The 14580-nt window shown below is 71.7% G+C and carries 13 protein-coding genes and 1 pseudogene; 8 read left to right on the top strand and 6 right to left on the bottom strand.

Features of this window, described 5'->3' with window-relative positions; genetic code table 11:
* Window positions 1-46: 46 nt before the first annotated feature.
* The 6 genes from FNH04_RS26605 to FNH04_RS26580 all read left to right on the top strand — a co-directional run bounded on the left by FNH04_RS26605 (window position 47) and on the right by FNH04_RS26580 (window position 5596).
* Window positions 47-892, top strand: coding sequence for a hypothetical protein (locus FNH04_RS26605; protein WP_152788332.1), 846 nt, complete (start codon window positions 47-49; stop codon window positions 890-892).
* Window positions 879-3239 carry a hypothetical protein gene (locus FNH04_RS26600; RefSeq protein ID WP_152788331.1) on the top strand — a complete coding sequence of 787 codons (2361 nt, stop codon included), beginning with the start codon at window positions 879-881 and terminating at the stop codon, window positions 3237-3239. The genes FNH04_RS26605 and FNH04_RS26600 overlap by 14 nt, the downstream gene beginning before the upstream one ends.
* Entirely contained in the window at window positions 3232-3630 is a 399-nt protein-coding gene (locus FNH04_RS26595) for a hypothetical protein (protein WP_152788330.1), read from the top strand. The genes FNH04_RS26600 and FNH04_RS26595 overlap by 8 nt, the downstream gene beginning before the upstream one ends.
* The gene (locus tag FNH04_RS26590) at window positions 3627-4289 is read left to right on the top strand and encodes a hypothetical protein (protein ID WP_152788329.1); all 663 of its coding nucleotides are present in this window, start codon (window positions 3627-3629) and stop codon (window positions 4287-4289) included. The genes FNH04_RS26595 and FNH04_RS26590 overlap by 4 nt, the downstream gene beginning before the upstream one ends.
* 126 nt (window positions 4290-4415) lie before the next feature.
* Window positions 4416-5279, top strand: a complete 864-nt coding sequence (locus tag FNH04_RS26585; RefSeq protein WP_152788328.1) for a peptidoglycan-binding protein — start codon at window positions 4416-4418, stop codon at window positions 5277-5279.
* A 56-nt stretch (window positions 5280-5335) separates the two neighbouring features.
* Window positions 5336-5596, top strand: a complete 261-nt coding sequence (locus FNH04_RS26580) for a hypothetical protein (RefSeq protein WP_152788327.1) — start codon at window positions 5336-5338, stop codon at window positions 5594-5596.
* A gap of 68 nt (window positions 5597-5664) precedes the next feature.
* On the opposite strand, the gene FNH04_RS26575 is transcribed toward FNH04_RS26580, so the two are convergent.
* The 5 genes from FNH04_RS26575 to FNH04_RS26550 all read right to left on the bottom strand — a co-directional run bounded on the left by FNH04_RS26575 (window position 5665) and on the right by FNH04_RS26550 (window position 12264).
* The gene (locus tag FNH04_RS26575) at window positions 5665-6462 is read right to left on the bottom strand and encodes a hypothetical protein (protein WP_152788326.1); all 798 of its coding nucleotides are present in this window, start codon (window positions 6460-6462) and stop codon (window positions 5665-5667) included.
* A 69-nt stretch (window positions 6463-6531) separates the two neighbouring features.
* Window positions 6532-7443: a hypothetical protein gene (locus FNH04_RS26570; RefSeq protein WP_152788325.1), complete on the bottom strand. Its 912-nt coding sequence runs from the start codon at window positions 7441-7443 to the stop codon at window positions 6532-6534.
* A gap of 146 nt (window positions 7444-7589) precedes the next feature.
* Window positions 7590-8870, bottom strand: a complete 1281-nt coding sequence (locus FNH04_RS26565; RefSeq protein ID WP_152788333.1) for an acyltransferase family protein — start codon at window positions 8868-8870, stop codon at window positions 7590-7592.
* Window positions 8871-9091: 221 nt separating this feature from the next.
* Window positions 9092-11272 (bottom strand): glycosyltransferase, encoded by a 2181-nt coding sequence (locus FNH04_RS26555; RefSeq protein WP_152788324.1) that lies wholly within the window; start codon window positions 11270-11272, stop codon window positions 9092-9094.
* Window positions 11272-12264 carry a hypothetical protein gene (locus FNH04_RS26550; RefSeq protein ID WP_152788323.1) on the bottom strand — a complete coding sequence of 331 codons (993 nt, stop codon included), beginning with the start codon at window positions 12262-12264 and terminating at the stop codon, window positions 11272-11274. The genes FNH04_RS26555 and FNH04_RS26550 overlap by 1 nt, the downstream gene beginning before the upstream one ends.
* Window positions 12265-12274: 10 nt before the next feature.
* Between FNH04_RS26550 and FNH04_RS26545 the strand changes: the two genes are divergently transcribed.
* Window positions 12275-12466 carry a hypothetical protein gene (locus tag FNH04_RS26545; protein ID WP_152788322.1) on the top strand — a complete coding sequence of 64 codons (192 nt, stop codon included), beginning with the start codon at window positions 12275-12277 and terminating at the stop codon, window positions 12464-12466.
* Between the two features lie 288 nt (window positions 12467-12754).
* Here FNH04_RS26545 and FNH04_RS26540 read toward each other — a convergent pair whose 3' ends face one another.
* On the bottom strand, window positions 12755-13726 hold the full coding sequence (locus FNH04_RS26540; protein ID WP_152788321.1) for a LysR family transcriptional regulator: 972 nt from the start codon (window positions 13724-13726) through the stop codon (window positions 12755-12757).
* Window positions 13727-13845: 119 nt separating this feature from the next.
* On the opposite strand from FNH04_RS26540, the pseudogene FNH04_RS26535 reads away from it, so the two are divergent.
* Window positions 13846-14580: pseudogene (locus FNH04_RS26535) on the top strand (MFS transporter); the annotation flags it as partial.

The raw sequence follows: 14580 nt of genomic DNA, 5'->3' as shown, positions 1-14580 counted from the left end.
TTTCATGCCCGCCTCCGCCCGCCTCCGCCCACCACCAGGAGAAACCATGGGAAACCTCTGGATCGGCCCACCCGGCTCCATGTACGAGATCGACCAGGCCGCCAAGTCCTTCGACCGCACCGCCGACCTGGGCGTCAGCGAGTTCAAGTCGCTCGGCGGCCGGGTCACCGTCACCCGCAACCTCGCGCCGGTACGCCGGATCAAGCTGTCCTGGGACCTGCTGCCGCCCGCGCAGGCCCGCGCCCTCGACCGGATCGCCCGGCGCATCGACCACCCCGGCCCGGTGTTCCTCGTCGACCCGGCCTCCGGAAACGTGCTCGCCCCCGCGCAGGCCGCCGGGCGCGGTGAGAAGGGGGCCACCGGTATCACCGGGCTCGGCCAGTGGTTCAGGACGGGCTCGTCCGGCACGGTGGCCGAGAGCACCACCGCGCCCGGCACCTTCACCTTCACGGCCGTGGACGGCGGCAGCGCTGTCGCCTGGGGCTGTGTCAGCACCGAGGGCGCCGTCGGGGACTTCCCGGTCTCCCCGGGGCTCCAGGTCTCGTTCCGGGCCCCGACCGCGATCGCCGCCCTCGGCACGGCCGGCGTCGGCATCGACTTCAAGAAGGCCGACGGCGCCTACCTCTCCACGACGTCCGCCTCCGGCCCCCTCGTCACGGGCACCGTCCCGGCCGGCGCCGCGTACGTCACGCCGACCGCGAAGCCGGGCACGGCGGGCACGTACTCGCTCGCCGGCGCCTGCCTCACGTACGGCGGTACGGCGGCGGACGGCGTCCCGGGCGACGGGCTGCCGCCGATGTCCGTGACCGGCTACAGCGACACGCCCGGCCGTCCGCTCCCGTTCCGCAACTTCAGCCTCGACCTCGTGGAGGTGTCCAGTGCAACCGGCTGACGACGCCACCGAGTCCGCGCTCGCGGCCGGTGAGCGCACCACCACCCACACCACCCGCCTCGGCGGCAAGGACCTCTCCGACCAGGTGCAGTCCTGGCAGGTGGAGCGGTCGTACGCGACCGATCTGCCGCCCGCGATGCGGGCGTTCTCCGGTTCGTCCTCGGCACAGCTGCAACTCCAGCTGTCCGGTACGGGCGGGGTGACGGCGCCCGAGCTGTACGCCCCCTGGGCGCCCCGTACCACCGGCGACATCGCGCGCCCGGGGCAGTCCGTCGTCCACCGGGGCGGGGTGGGCACGACGGCGCTGCCCGCCTTCCGGGGCACCGTACGGTCCCGCTCGGCGCAGGCCGGTACGGACAGCGTGCAGGTCACCGCGCTCGACGGGGCCGAGCGGCTGCGCGGCCCCGCGCAGCTGCCGAAGCCGTACGCGGGGTTCTGGTGGGGCCGCCCGGTCGCCACCGCCACCTGGTGCGTGGACGAGCTGCTGCGGCAGGCGGGCGTGCACAGCGCCCCGCCGCCCCGTTACCCGGACTTCGTCGAGGGCCAGCCGCTCACCCTGGTCCATGCGGGTCTGCACGGCGGTTTCGCCGCGCCCTACGGCCAGCCGGAGACCCTGCCGCACCCGTCCTCGTACACCTGGACACGGGACGGCGCCCCGCACGAGATGGCCCTGCTGCCGAGCACCACGGGCGTCACCGCGAGCTGGTTCCCGCGCTCCCGGGTCACGGTCCCGGGGAGTCTGCTGTTCGCGGAGGCGTGGGTGAACCCGGCGATCGGCGCCGGCGACACCGTCACCCTCGAACTCGCCCTGGACCGCACCGGCAACGCCCGCGGCGCGATGCGGATGGAGGTGAACTTCGCCGAGGGCTGGGTGCGGATCCACTCGGCCACGGTCGACGGCACCTGGTGGTACTTCCAGTGGACCTGGACTGCCCTGCGTACGCTCCGGGGCCCCTGGCACATCGGGACGATGTTCGACACGACCAACAGTTCGGGTTCCACCATCTACCCGACCGTGCAGCCCAGGCTGTCCGGCCCCGACGGCACACAGCTGCTGGGCACGGCCGTCACCTTCACCGAGACCGCCGGACTCCAGTACGCGGCCGAGCTGCGCGAGCTCAAGCTCGTCACCGACATGGCCGTCGAGGGGGTGCAGCTCACCAGCGGGCTGACCGGCATCGCGTCCACGGCACTGTTCTCACAGGCCGGCGCCTGGACCAAGGCCGCCGAACTCGACGACGCGATGCTGCCGTTGTACGCGGTGCCGCGGGTGTCGGGGTCGCAGTGGGAGGCCATCGGGCAGATCGCCAAGGCAAGCATGTCGACGGCCGAGTTCACCGAGCGGGGTGTCTTCCGCTGGCGGAACCACACCCGGTTCAACAGCACGCCGACGGAGGCCGACCTGGCACTCACCTCGGTCCGGGACATCGCCTCGCTCACCCTCACCGAGGAGATCGACGCCTGCCGCAACTACGTCGTCCAGCCCGCCAAGGTGTGGGAGGACTTCGGGACGACCGCCGGCACGACGTACAGCGACACCCAGGTGCGGACCATCCCGGCGAACGGCACGCTGACCGTGTCGTACGTCATGGCGGAGGAGGAGTTCGACATCGGGCCGCCCGGCACGGACGACGACTCGGTCGTCACGGACGGCTCCCAGGTCCGCTTCGCCACCACCAAGGCCGGCACGACCGCGGTCAAGGGAGCGGTCGACGTGCTGACGCGCCGTGAGGACGGCTATCTGGTCGTACGGTTCAGCAACCGCACCTCCCAGCCGCTCTACACGGCGAAGAAGGACGGCACGCCGTCCGTCTACCTGATGACGCTGAAGCCGAAGGCCGACACCGTGGAGCGGCAGGCCACCGCGTATGTGCCGGGCACCGCGAGCGAGCGGTACTACGGCCGTCAGGAGCACACCGGCGAGACCACCGACTGGATCCAGGACCTGTCCTCCGCCCAGTCCCTCGCCAACGCGCTCTACGACGCCGGGGCCTACCCGGTGCCGGTCATCGGCGACGTGGAGGTGCTGTACGACCCGCGGGTCCAGCTCGGCGACGTCGTACGGCTGACCGACACCTCGGGCACGCGGCTGGACACCCTGGCCTGGGTGGTCGGCATCAGCACGTCCGCGGCGGCCGACGGCGGCGTACGGCAGACGCTCACCCTGCGCGGCACGCAGCCCAACGGGACGCCGGCCGACGCCGGGCTGACGCCGGACGCGGCCGCCGACCCGGCCGCCGTGACGCTGTCCACGTACGCCCAGGTGGCCGCCGCCTTCCCGACCCTGTCCGCGCTCACCGCCTCCGGGTTCACCTGGGGCGAGATCAAGGAGTCCGCGTATGTCTGAGACGACTCCCGAGACGGCCGCCGAGCCGGTTTCCGAGCCGGCGAGCGCGGACGAGCCGGTCGTCGGCCTGCCCGCGCAGGTGGAGGTGACCGTCCCCGACCCGGTGGTCGAGGACCCGGACCAGCCCGGTGGGCCGGAGCAGCCGGAAGAGCCGGAGGGGCCCGAGGGGCCCGAGGGGCCCGAGGAGCCCGAAGAGCCCGAGCAGCCGGTGGAGATCACGGAGCCGTCCGGCTCCGGTGGCTCGGGGCCGGACGGCTCCGCCCCCGAACCGCCGCCACCGGCCGAGGAGCCCGACCCGGACGCCGATCCCGACGCCGACCCGAACCCGAATCCGGACACCGACACCGACACCGACACCAGCTCCCCCGGAAAGGAGGCGGAAACGGCATGACCGCCTACACACCACTCAGCGGCCTCCCCTACCCGCAGCCCACCGACACGGCCAACCTGCCGCTGCACTTCCAGTCCATGGCGGAGACGATCGACAGCCGTACGGTCCTGCGCTACGCGAACGCCGCCGCTCGCGACGCGGCGATCACGACCCCCGCGGCCGGCATGGTCGCCTGGCTGAGCAGCCCGGGACAGCTGACGCACTACACGGGCACGGTGTGGGCGCCGGTCGCCCCGGTACCGGTGTTCCTCTTCAACAACGACGCCGGCACGACGAACTCCACCACCGCCTCGGAGACCCTGAGCGGCGCGACCGGCGACCCGCTGGTGGCGAGCTTCGTGGCGCCGCCGACCGGCAAGGTGATCGTCACGGTGGGAACGTGGATGCACAACTCCTCGGCCACGACCGGCTACATGAGCGCGACCATCAAGAAGGTCTCGGACAACTCGGTGTTCCTGGCCTCCTCGATCGACCGGGCCGCCACCGTCTACAACACCGACCGGGCCTCGGTCTCCAGCCAGTTCGTAATCACGGGTCTGGCATCGGGTACGGCGTACTCGGCGACGCCGACGTACTGGTCGGCGGTCAACACCAACGTCACCCCGGCGAACGTCGTGAGCTACGACAACCGCTTCATCCGGATCGACCCGATCCCCTGACCTGCCTTCCCCCCTTTCTGAAGCCCCGGTGCGCCGCGCCCCACGCGCGACACACCGGGGCTTCTCCCGTCCGCCCTCTCACAAGCCACCCCTTACGACTTACGCCTTACGACTTACGGAGCCCCCATGGCCACACCCCTGTCCGCCTCGGCCTTCGCGCGAGCGCTGCGCGCCGAGGGCGTGACCGTCAAGGAACACGGCGCCTGGTCCACCCACAACCGCAACGCGATCGGCGCCTGGGGTCCGGCCCAGGGCGTGATGCTGCACCACACCGCCGGCACGAACAGCGTCGCCCTCTGCCGTACCGGCCGCGCCGACCTGCCGGGCCCGCTGTGCATCGCGGTGATCGCGAAGAACGGCACGGTCCACCTGGTGGGTTACGGCCGTACGAACCACGCGGGCCGCGGCGCTCGGGCGGCGTACGACGCCGTACGCGCCGGAACGGCCGTCCCGTCCGGGCCGGGCGCCGACGCGGTCGACGGCAACGCCCACTTCTACGGCTTCGAGATCGAGAACCTCGGCAACGGCCGCGACCCGTACCCCGAGGCCCAGCTGGCGGCGGTGGAGAGGGTCGCGGCGGCGGTGTGCCGGGCGCACGGCTGGAGCGCGGCGCGGGTCATCGGCCACAAGGAGTGGACGAGACGCAAGATCGACCCCACGTTCTCGATGGCGTCGATACGCACGCGGATAGCGAACCGGATCAGCGGGACGGGGAGCGGCGGCAAGGAGCCTCCGACCGCCGCGTACGAACCGTTCCCGGGCGCCGCGTACTTCACTGCGGGCCACCGAAGCCCGCTCATCACGGCGATGGGCAGGCGTCTGGTCGCGGAGGGCTGTGGCCGCTACGAGATCGGTCCCGGCCCGGTGTGGACGGAGGCCGACCGCCGCTCGTACGCCGCCTGGCAGCGCAGGCTCGGCTACTCCGGCGCGGACGCGGACGGCATCCCGGGCCGCGTGAGCTGGGACAGGCTCCGGGTCCCGCGCACATGACCCCGACGAACTCCGAACAACGAACAACGAGGCAACGAAGAACCAGGAGGGTGCCCATGGTGAGCAGTGAGGAACGAGCAGGAGTGGTCCTGGAGCTGGAGCGCCTCCGCCGCGCCGTGGACGTCGGCTTCGCCACCACCCGGGGTGATCTGGCCCTCCTCCTCCAGCGCGCCGACCAGACGGACAAGACGCTCTCGGAACACGAGGAGCGCCTGGACACCCTGGAACGCAACCGCTGGCCCCTCCCCTCCCTGGCCGCGATCACGTCCTGCGCCGCCCTGGCGGTGACGCTGTGGTCGGTGGCGACGGGGAAGTAGGAGGCCGGGGCGGGCCCTGGGACGGGCACGGAGCTGCCCTCGTATCGCCGGGGCCGGGTTCCGCGGGTTCAGAGCGTGAGCACGGGCCGGGTGGAGAAGTCCTCGAAGAGGTCCTCGCCGTCCTCGCCGTGCACGAACTCGGCCATGGCGGGGTTGCGGTTGGCGGTGGCCAGGGGAAGCCACGCCAGCATGTGGCCGTAGCCGCCGCACACGGACTCGCCACCGTCTCCGCCGTGGATCGCGCCGGCGTCGCTCGTCAGCTCTGCGCTGTAGGTGTCGTAGGCGATGCGCAGGCCGAAGGCGTTCAGCCGGCTGTGCGGGCCGGTGCGGTCCTCGTAGGGGGTGCGGTCGAGGGGGCAGTCGTTCCCCCACCGGAACAGGGTGCCCGCCCCGGCCCCGCAGGCGTGCTCCCACTCGTCGGAACTGGGCATCCGCAGGCCACGAGCGGCGAGAACGGCCGGCATGTCAGCGGGCGACTCGGTCAGGTTCTCGTCCTCCACCGCCATGAGCACGGTCGCCAGGACGACGCTCCGGCGGGGGCTGAGCACCTGCGCGAGGTGGGCCCGCAGATCGGGTCCGTGGCCGAAGCCCTGTTCAAGGCTCTCGGCATGGTCGGCGGTCTGTTCGGGCGTCGGATGCCAGGAGTCGAGGTCGAATCCGAGGGACACCGGGCCTCCGGGTATCAGGGCGAACTCCTGCCCGTTCCGCTCGATCCGGACCCGGTGCAGCGGCGCACCGAGGTGCTCGACGGTCTCGACGCCCGTCACCCGGCCGTTCACCAGCTCGGCGGCCTCCTGGGCGAGACGACGTGCGGTCGTCAGCTCGAAGGACCGCCATCGGTCGAGAGAAAGATCAGCGAGAGACATGGGCGGCAGTGTCGCACGCGGGTCTGAGTAGTCCGACAGCCCCAGGAGGCCGGCCCGCAGGTCATCGGGTCAGTCCGACAGCGACCCGATGTAGCCCAGGGTCTCCTTGCCACCGTCGTCCCAGGTGATGACCACGTCGTCGCCGGAGCGGCGGACCGTGCCGTAGACGTAGTCGGACTCGTCCTTGCTGTCGCTGTCCATGGGCCGGAGGACGAGGCGGAAGGAGTCGTCGTCGCGGTAGGCACCGAGGCCGGTGAGGATGCCCTTGCCGGTGGTGTCGATGTAGGAGAGGGCGTACTTGCCCTTCAGGTCGCCCGAGGTGTACTTGGTGCCGACCGTGAGGGTCTTGGCGTCCGCGTCCTGCCACTGGCCCTCGACGCTCGGCTCGGGCGGCGCCTCCTCGGAACCGCCGCCCGTGTCGTCGCTGTAGCCGGAGTCCGAGGGGTCGTCGGTCGCCTCGGTGGAGGGGTCGTCGGCCGCCTCCTCCGACGCGCCGTCGGACACGCTCGGCTCCGCGGACACGTTCTTGTCGGACGTGGCGCCGGAGCTCTCATCACTGCCGCTGGTGGCCACGGCGATACCGCCGACTACCACCGCCACGGCCGTCACGGCGCCCACGATGATGAGGGCCATCCTGTTCTTCGAACCCCCGCCTCCGGGTGGCGGAGGTGGCGGGTAACCCCCGTACGGCGCACCGTAGTTCGGCATACCCGGCATACCCGGCGTACCCGGAGCACCGGGCGCACCTGCGTACGGCGGCTGCGGCGCTCCGTACGGCTGCTGCGGGGCCCCGTACGGCCCCTGCGGCTGCGGTGCCGCGTACGGGTTCGGGGGCTGACCGGGCTGGCCCGGCTGAGCGGACTGGCCCGGTACCTGGGTCGGCGGCTGCGGGGGCGGCGAGTACGGCCCGGGGTACGGCGGCTGCTGCGGCGGCTGGGCTCCGTAACCGTCCTGCGGCGGCTGGCCGGGGGGCTGGGTCATCGGCGGGTGTCACTCCTCGTGTCGCATCGGCGAGGCACGGTACGCCCGCCCCCCATGCGACCCCAACATCCACCACGCACCAGTCGGACGCAAGTGCGTTCTCCACTCGGTTACGCACTCAGTACACGCCCAACCACCCGCCCGCATCAGGGCTTTCGCCGGTTCCCGCCCTGTCCCCCGCGCCTCGTACGGCTCGGCCCCGACCCGGGGCCATCCACAGTGCGCCCCGGCGCGCTCTTCTGCCCCGAGCCGTCCGGCCACAGCTGCGGCTTCCGCTTCGCCGCCAGGTCCTCGGCCCAGCCGAACATGACGATGCAGCTTCCGATGAGCATCCAGGTGAACACCAGCACGGGCCACGGGCTCTCCAGCAGCCACGAGAAGTGCATCCACATCACATCGATCTGCCACAGCCGGTCCCACTGCGTCGCGGCCACGAGTATGCAGGTGTTGTGCCAGAGGTAGATCGTCACCGCACGGGAGTTGAGCAGGGTGATCAGCCCGTCCCAGCGGCGGAGCCGGCGCGGCCACTCGGCCCACGAGGGGCTGATGTGCAGCAGCAGCATGACGGTGCCGAGCGACCACAGGGCCTGGGCGAAGGGCATGCTGTCCAGGTCGTTGCCGTCACCGAAGTCGTGGTTCGTGGCGTACCAGAGCCCCAGCAGGGCGATGGCCGGTGCCACGGACGGTACGACGTAGCGCGGAAGCCGCTTGAGGATCCCCTCCTGGTGCGCCATGCCGAGGATCCAGCAGGCGCCGAAGGTGCTGAAGTCCGTGAGCGCCGAGGGGATCCGCTCGCCGGGCAGGGTGATGTAGCCCAGTTCGAAGGCCCCGGACAGGGCGATCGGCGCGAAGAGCGTGATCAGCGGCATCGCGCGCAGGGCGCGGAGCAGGACCGGCGACAGCAGGACGTACCAGAGGTAGGCGCGGATGTACCAGAGCGGTCCCGCGAGGTCCACGGCCCAGTTCTCGCCGATGAAGCCGTGGACTCCGGGCAGTCCCTCGGCGTACGGCGGATCGCTGAGCGGGAGGATCCAGAAGCCGAGGTGGAGCCACCACCATCCGGGATGACCGTCCGCGTCGGGGCTCCAGCCCTGGATCACCATGCCGGTGACGCCGACGACTCCCAGCACCCACAGCGGGGGCAGCAGACGGCGGATCCGGCTCTTGATGACCTGCGTGGGCGGGCGCTTCAGGGAGCGGGCCATGAGGTTGCCGGCGAGCGCGAACATCACGCCCATGGAGGGGAACACCAGCGGCAGCCAGGCCCAGCCCGTCAGGTGGTACAGGACGACACGGAACAGGGCGAGCGCCCGCAGCAGGTCGAAGTAACGGTCCCGGACGGGACCGCGCCGGGCGGCCCCCGCCTGTTCCGGCGTCCCGTCCCCGCCGGGCGGAACCGTGACGGTGGCCGTGGCAGCGGTGCCCATGACAGCGGACGGCGCCGCCTGCCCCGGCACCGGCATCGCCACGTCCGGCACCGGCACCGGCACCGGCACCGCCGGATCCGGCCCCGGACGACGTGCCGCCCCCGGCGCCGAAGAGCCGAAGTATCGCTCGTGGTACATGAAGGCGTCCTCTTCAGCCCGCGCGCCCGGAGCGCCGACGGGATCCGTGCCGTCCGACCACGGGGTACGAGGCGTAGGCGTGCTCATCCGACCGGTCTCCGCTCCCTGACCTGCTGCTGTGTGTCCGGCCCGGCGCCGGGAAGCCCCACCGCGCCCGTGCGCCGGAGCTTCTGCCAGCGCAGTCGGCCTCCGGTCAGGGCGGTCACCCAGGACTGGAGCAGCACGACGTACATGAGCTGGCGGTAGAGGATCTGCTGGAGGGGCAGCGAGATCAGGTGCGTCATACGTTCACCGTCGAGGTGGAACGCGTAGGCCGCGCACACGGCCTGGATCGCGAGCACGCCCAGCCAGGCGCCGATCGTCTTCTCCGTCGGGCCGAAGATCAGCCCGTACAGCAGGAACACGTCGATCAAGGGGGCCAGCAGGGGCGCCACGACCATGAACAGCGACACCAGCGGCAGCCCCACCCGGCCGAAGCGGCCGGACGGTCCGCGTTCGACGAGGGCCCGGCGGTGTTTCCAGATCGCCTGCATGGTGCCGTACGACCAGCGGTAGCGCTGTGACCACAGCTGCTGGACGGACTCCGGGGCCTCGGTCCAGGCGCGGGCCTTCTCCGCGTACACCACGCGCCAGCCGTCGCGGTGCATCGCCATGGTGATGTCGGTGTCCTCGGCGAGCGTGTCCTCGCTCATGCCGCCGACCCGCTCCAGCGCGCTGCGCCGGAAGGCCCCCACCGCGCCCGGGATCGTGGGCATGCAGCGCAGGATGTCGTACATACGGCGGTCGAGGTTGAAGCCCATCACGTACTCGATGTGCTGCCAGGCGCCGATGAGCGTGTCCTTGTTGCCGACCTTCGCGTTGCCCGCGACCGCGCCGACGGTCGGGTCGGCGAAGGGCTGCACGAGCTCGCGGACGGTGGACGGCTCGAAGACCGTGTCGCCGTCCATCATCACGATCAGGTCGTAGCGGGCGTTGCGCATACCGCGGTTGAGCGCGGCCGGCTTGCCCGCGTTGAGCTGGCGGACGACGCGTACGTTCGGCAGGCGCAGGTTCTCGACGATCCGGGCCGTGCCGTCGCTGGAGCCGTCGTCGATGACGATGACCTCGACGGGATGGTCACTCGCCACCAGGGAGTGGACCGTCTTCTCGATGCACTTGGCCTCGTTGTACGCCGGGACGAGGACGGACACCGGCTCCGTGACCGGCCCCCGCGGTCCCCAGCGGAAGCCTCGGCGGCGTACCCGGCGGGCGTGCACGACGGAGAGCAGCAGCATCAGCCCGAAGCGGGCGAAGACCAGGACGCCGATCACGGCGAGCCCGACGACGAGGACCGAGGTCGTCTTCTCCGAGGCCTGCACGAGGAAGACCCACGCCTTGCCCTTCCACAGGTCGAGTCCCGTGACCCGGGTGTGCGCGCTGGGGGCGTCCAGCGCCTCGGTCAGGGTGTCGAACTCGTAGTCCTTGTCCTGAAGGTCGGAGATGAACCGGTCGAGTGCCGCGACGGTCTGCGAGCGGTCGCCACCGGAGTCGTGCATCAGCACGATGGCGCCCTTGCCGCCCTTGGGTGTGGCGCGGCGGATGATCTCGTCGACGCCGGGCTTGCGCCAGTCCTCGCTGTCCGTGTTGTTGACGATGGTGATGTAGCCGCGGCTGCCGATGTACTCCGTCACGGGCCACGACTGGTTGTCCATGACACGGGCGAACGACGAGTACGGCGGACGGAACAGCGAGCTGCGGATACCGGCCGCGCCGGCCAGGGCGAGCTGGTTCTGGGACAGTTCCCAGTCGATACGGCGCTTGGACTGGAGCGAGAGATCCGGGTGGTTGAAGGTGTGCAGCCCGATCTCGTGGCCCTCGTCGACCATGCGCTGGACGAGGTCCGGGTAGCGCGAGGCCATGGTGCCGGTGATGAAGAAGACGGCGTGGGCGTCGTGCTTCTTGAGGACGTCGAGGACCTTGGGGGTCCACTGGGGGTCCGGGCCGTCGTCGAAGGTCAGGACCAGTTCGTGATCCGGGACATCGAGGCTGGACGGGCCGCCCGAGCGGGTGTCGATCACGGGGCCGCCGTCGAGGATCTTCTTCGGGACCTTGTCGTTGGACACCGGCGGCTGCACGCGGTAGTCCGCGAGGATCTCGCTGTGCACGTACCCGCGCAGCATGAGCATCGCCATCAGCGCGGTGAGGACGAGCACGGGCAGCAGGTAACGCAGGGGCAGCCTGCGCCGGACACGCGGGGGTGACGCGTGTCGGTGGGAGCGTGCCATCAGACGGTGTTCTCCGGGGACGAGGAGCGGGGGGTGGCGCCCGAGGCGACGGTGTCGGAGTCGTCGGTGCCGGTGCCGTCGGCCGCGGTGTCGGGGCCGGTACCGGTGCCCGTACCGTCGGAGTCCGAGGACTCCGAGGTGCTGGGCTCGGGGTCGGTCGAGGGGGTGGTGACCGACGGGGTGGTCGGAGCCGGGTCGGTGTCCGGGTCCTCCGGTGTGGGGTCGCCGCCGGGGTCGTCACCGGCACTGGAGTCGGGTGTCGTGGACGCGCCGGGGACCGCCACACCGGCCGAGGGGTCGGCCGAGGCGCCCGCGCCCGGGGTCGCCGACGCGCTCTCACCGGCCGAGGCGCCCGCGCTCGGCGAACCGCTCGCCGCCTCGGACGGGTCGGCGGAGTCGGTGGGCCGCGGGGACGTCTCGACCTGGCCCGCCGGCTTGTCGCCCTCGCCCAGCCCCGGCAGCCAGGGCGCCTCGGAGGTGCCCGACATCAGCGTGGCGGCGATGACGACGGCGTAGACCGCGCAGGCGAGGCCGACGAGGATGCCGAATCGGCGCAGCCTGCTGCGGCGGCGCCCGGACTCGTCCACGAACACGGGACCGTCCGAGTCCTGCTGGACCGGACCGCTCTTGGCCTGCTGGACCAGCCAGTCCTCCAGCTGGCGCCCCACGCCGTCCATCTGGACGGTGACCTCGTGAGGGTCGTGGGTGTGACCGGGCTCGCCGGTCTCCTCCCAGGGGACGTCATGGGTGCTCTGGTAGGTCTCCTGGTCCTTTCCGGGCTCACGGGTGCCCGGCGTCCCGGCCCCGCGGCGCCCGGCGTCCGGTACCTGCCCGAAGGGCTGGGTCTCCGCCCCCCGGCCCGGGTGCCGGGTCTCCGCCACCTGCCCGAAGGACCGTGGCTCCGGGATCCTGAACTGGCGGGTCTCCTGGTCGGTGAACTGCCGGGTCTCGGCTGCCGCGTCGTAACGCGACGTTTCGTCGGCGCGCCCCATGCCGCCTTCCGTGTCGTACTCGTGGGACTCGTGTGCGTGGCTCGGTGAGGAGCTCGGTGAGGAGTACGACGACCGGCCGTACGGCGACTCAGTGCCGTACAGCGCGTCCTGGCCGGATACCGACGGCTGGCGCGGTACGCCGATGTGCTGGGTCCCGGTCCAGGAGGCGGTCCCGCCGATCGCGTCCGGCCAGTCGGCCTGAGGATCGGACGGCCCGTCGGCGCTCCGGTCGGTACCGGTCCCGTCCGGGGAAGCGGCTCTGCGCCCGCTCGGACGACCCGTGTTCCGCCGGTTCGGTTGGGCGTCTTTCCGCCAGTCATCCACGCGCACGCACATCCCCCCAAGGGACACAGTCGGGCGCGCGAACATCTCCGGACACTTCGCACTTTCTTGTTCGAATCGAGCCCCCACCCGATCCGAGCGCCCCCACTTACCACACGTGCCCGGGCCTTGAATGTAGCGCAAGTGGGGGAACCGTGTGTGCACTGTGTCAGCTGCGACTCTGCATCAGTTGTGCGTCGATGGCCGGAATCCACCCTTGCGCGGGACTCTCGAGCCATCCCTCCTCGTTCGCGAGTTCGCTTGCGGCACATCTGAGCGCCTCAATTCCCCGATGCGCCAACCCCTTCGGCCATACCAGCGACACGGGCGACAGCGGAACGGGGTCGACGAGGGGCCGGAGCACCGTCCCAGGCATGGCCGGAAAGTCCACCACGGCGAGGACGGGGTTGCGTTTCTTGGCCATGATCCGCTGGAACTCCTCGGTGCCCACTGCGAGCGGAGCGGGTGGTGCGACGGCGATCGCGCGCCCCTCGAAGAGCCGGTGCGCCAGGTCCGTCCACTCCGGTGTACGTGGGTTCCCGGCACCGGCGTACACGCTCTCGCCCGCGAGCGCGGCCAGCGGCACCTCGTCCAGGCCGGCGAGCCGGTGGTCCTCGGGCAGGATCACGGCCATCGGCTCGTACCGCACGGGCTGCTGGGCGAGCCGGGCCCGCACCGCCGGGTCCAGCCCCGCGAACCGGCCGAACGACGCGTCGAGCCGCCCGGCGAGGAGCTCGGCGGCGGCCCCCGTGAGCCCGCTCTCGTAGCGGGTCATCAGCTCTTCCTCGGGAGCGAGCTCACGAGCGCGGGCGAGGATCCGCTCACCGACGAGGCCCGGACTGTTGACGTCGACGAGCAGCGGCCGCCCCGAGGCCGGCCTCCCCGCCCGCCCGAACGCCTCCAGCAGCTCCTCCCACGCCTCCAGCACCCGCCGCGCGTACGGCAGCAGCCGCGCGCCGTCGGCGGTCAGGGCCACCTGCCGGGTCGTCCGCACGAAGAGTTCGGCGCCCAGCTCCCGCTCCAGGCGCCGGATGTCCCGGCTGAGCGCCTGCTGGGCGACGTACAGCCGGGCGGCGGCCCGGGTGAAGTGCAGTTCCTCGGCGACGGCGAGGAAGGCGCGGAGAAGGCGGATGTCGGGCATCAGCCGAACCTACAACCGGACTCACACTCGAACTGGCAACCGGACTGACAACCCAAGTGCGTCAATCACCGCGGAGCAGGTGTTGGACCCGCGATCATCCACCGGGCGACGGTTGCCCCATGCCGCACCCCTCCACGACCGACCACACACATCCCCGCCCCTCACTCCTCCTGACGGTCACCGCCGACACGTTGGTCGCCGCCGACTTCACCCCTCGCCGCCGGCGCGCTCCGCAGCGCGGCCCGTACCGCCGCCTCTTCACACTCCCCGGCACCCGAGCCTTCACGATCGGGAACCTGATCGCCCGTCTCCCCATGGGCATGTTCACGGTGAGCGCGGTCATCATGATCGCCGGTTCGCGGGGCTCGTACGCCCTCGCCGGTGCCGTCACGGCGACGGGCCTGGCGGCGACCGCGCTGATCGCGCCCTGGACCGCACGGCTGGTGGACCGCCACGGCCAGGCACGGGTGGCCGTACCCGCCACGGCGGTCGCGGTGCTGGGCAGCCTCGCACTGGTGCTGTGCGTGCGGTACGGCGCCGCGGACTGGACCCTCTTCGCCTGCTACGCGGCCACGGCCACGACCCCGAACACCGGCGGGATGTCCCGCGCCCGCTGGGCCCATCTGCTCAGGGACGACCCGGCGGCCCTGCACACCGCGAACTCCTTCGAGCAGGCCGCGGACGAGCTCTGCTTCATGCTCGGCCCGGTCCTCGCGGCGTTCCTGTGCACCGGCCTGTTCCCCGAGGCGGGCACGCTGACCGGCGCCGCGCTGCTGATGACGGGCGTACTGGTCTTCGCGTCCCAACGCTCGACGGAACCCCCCACGCCGGACCGCGGGGCGTCGGCGCCGGTC

The sequence above is a fragment of the Streptomyces phyllanthi genome, assembly GCF_009377205.1.
Classification (GTDB): Bacteria; Actinomycetota; Actinomycetes; order Streptomycetales; family Streptomycetaceae; genus Streptomyces; species Streptomyces phyllanthi.
Note: the sequence above shows the minus strand (reverse complement) of the source record. Positions and strands in the feature narration are given on the sequence as shown.

What these genes read in the sequence shown, in the direction of transcription:
- FNH04_RS26605 (WP_152788332.1), top strand. Translation starts at nt 47, where the DNA reads ATGGGAAACCTCTGGATCGGCCCACCCGGCTCCATGTACGAGATCGAC.
- FNH04_RS26595 (WP_152788330.1), top strand. Translation starts at nt 3,232, where the DNA reads ATGTCTGAGACGACTCCCGAGACGGCCGCCGAGCCGGTTTCCGAGCCG.
- FNH04_RS26590 (WP_152788329.1), top strand. Translation starts at nt 3,627, where the DNA reads ATGACCGCCTACACACCACTCAGCGGCCTCCCCTACCCGCAGCCCACC.
- FNH04_RS26585 (WP_152788328.1), top strand. Translation starts at nt 4,416, where the DNA reads ATGGCCACACCCCTGTCCGCCTCGGCCTTCGCGCGAGCGCTGCGCGCC.
- FNH04_RS26580 (WP_152788327.1), top strand. Translation starts at nt 5,336, where the DNA reads ATGGTGAGCAGTGAGGAACGAGCAGGAGTGGTCCTGGAGCTGGAGCGC.
- FNH04_RS26575 (WP_152788326.1), bottom strand. Translation starts at nt 6,462, where the DNA reads ATGTCTCTCGCTGATCTTTCTCTCGACCGATGGCGGTCCTTCGAGCTG.
- FNH04_RS26570 (WP_152788325.1), bottom strand. Translation starts at nt 7,443, where the DNA reads ATGACCCAGCCCCCCGGCCAGCCGCCGCAGGACGGTTACGGAGCCCAG.
- FNH04_RS26565 (WP_152788333.1), bottom strand. Translation starts at nt 8,870, where the DNA reads ATGGGCACCGCTGCCACGGCCACCGTCACGGTTCCGCCCGGCGGGGAC.
- FNH04_RS26555 (WP_152788324.1), bottom strand. Translation starts at nt 11,272, where the DNA reads ATGGCACGCTCCCACCGACACGCGTCACCCCCGCGTGTCCGGCGCAGG.
- FNH04_RS26550 (WP_152788323.1), bottom strand. Translation starts at nt 12,264, where the DNA reads ATGGGGCGCGCCGACGAAACGTCGCGTTACGACGCGGCAGCCGAGACC.
- FNH04_RS26540 (WP_152788321.1), bottom strand. Translation starts at nt 13,726, where the DNA reads ATGCCCGACATCCGCCTTCTCCGCGCCTTCCTCGCCGTCGCCGAGGAA.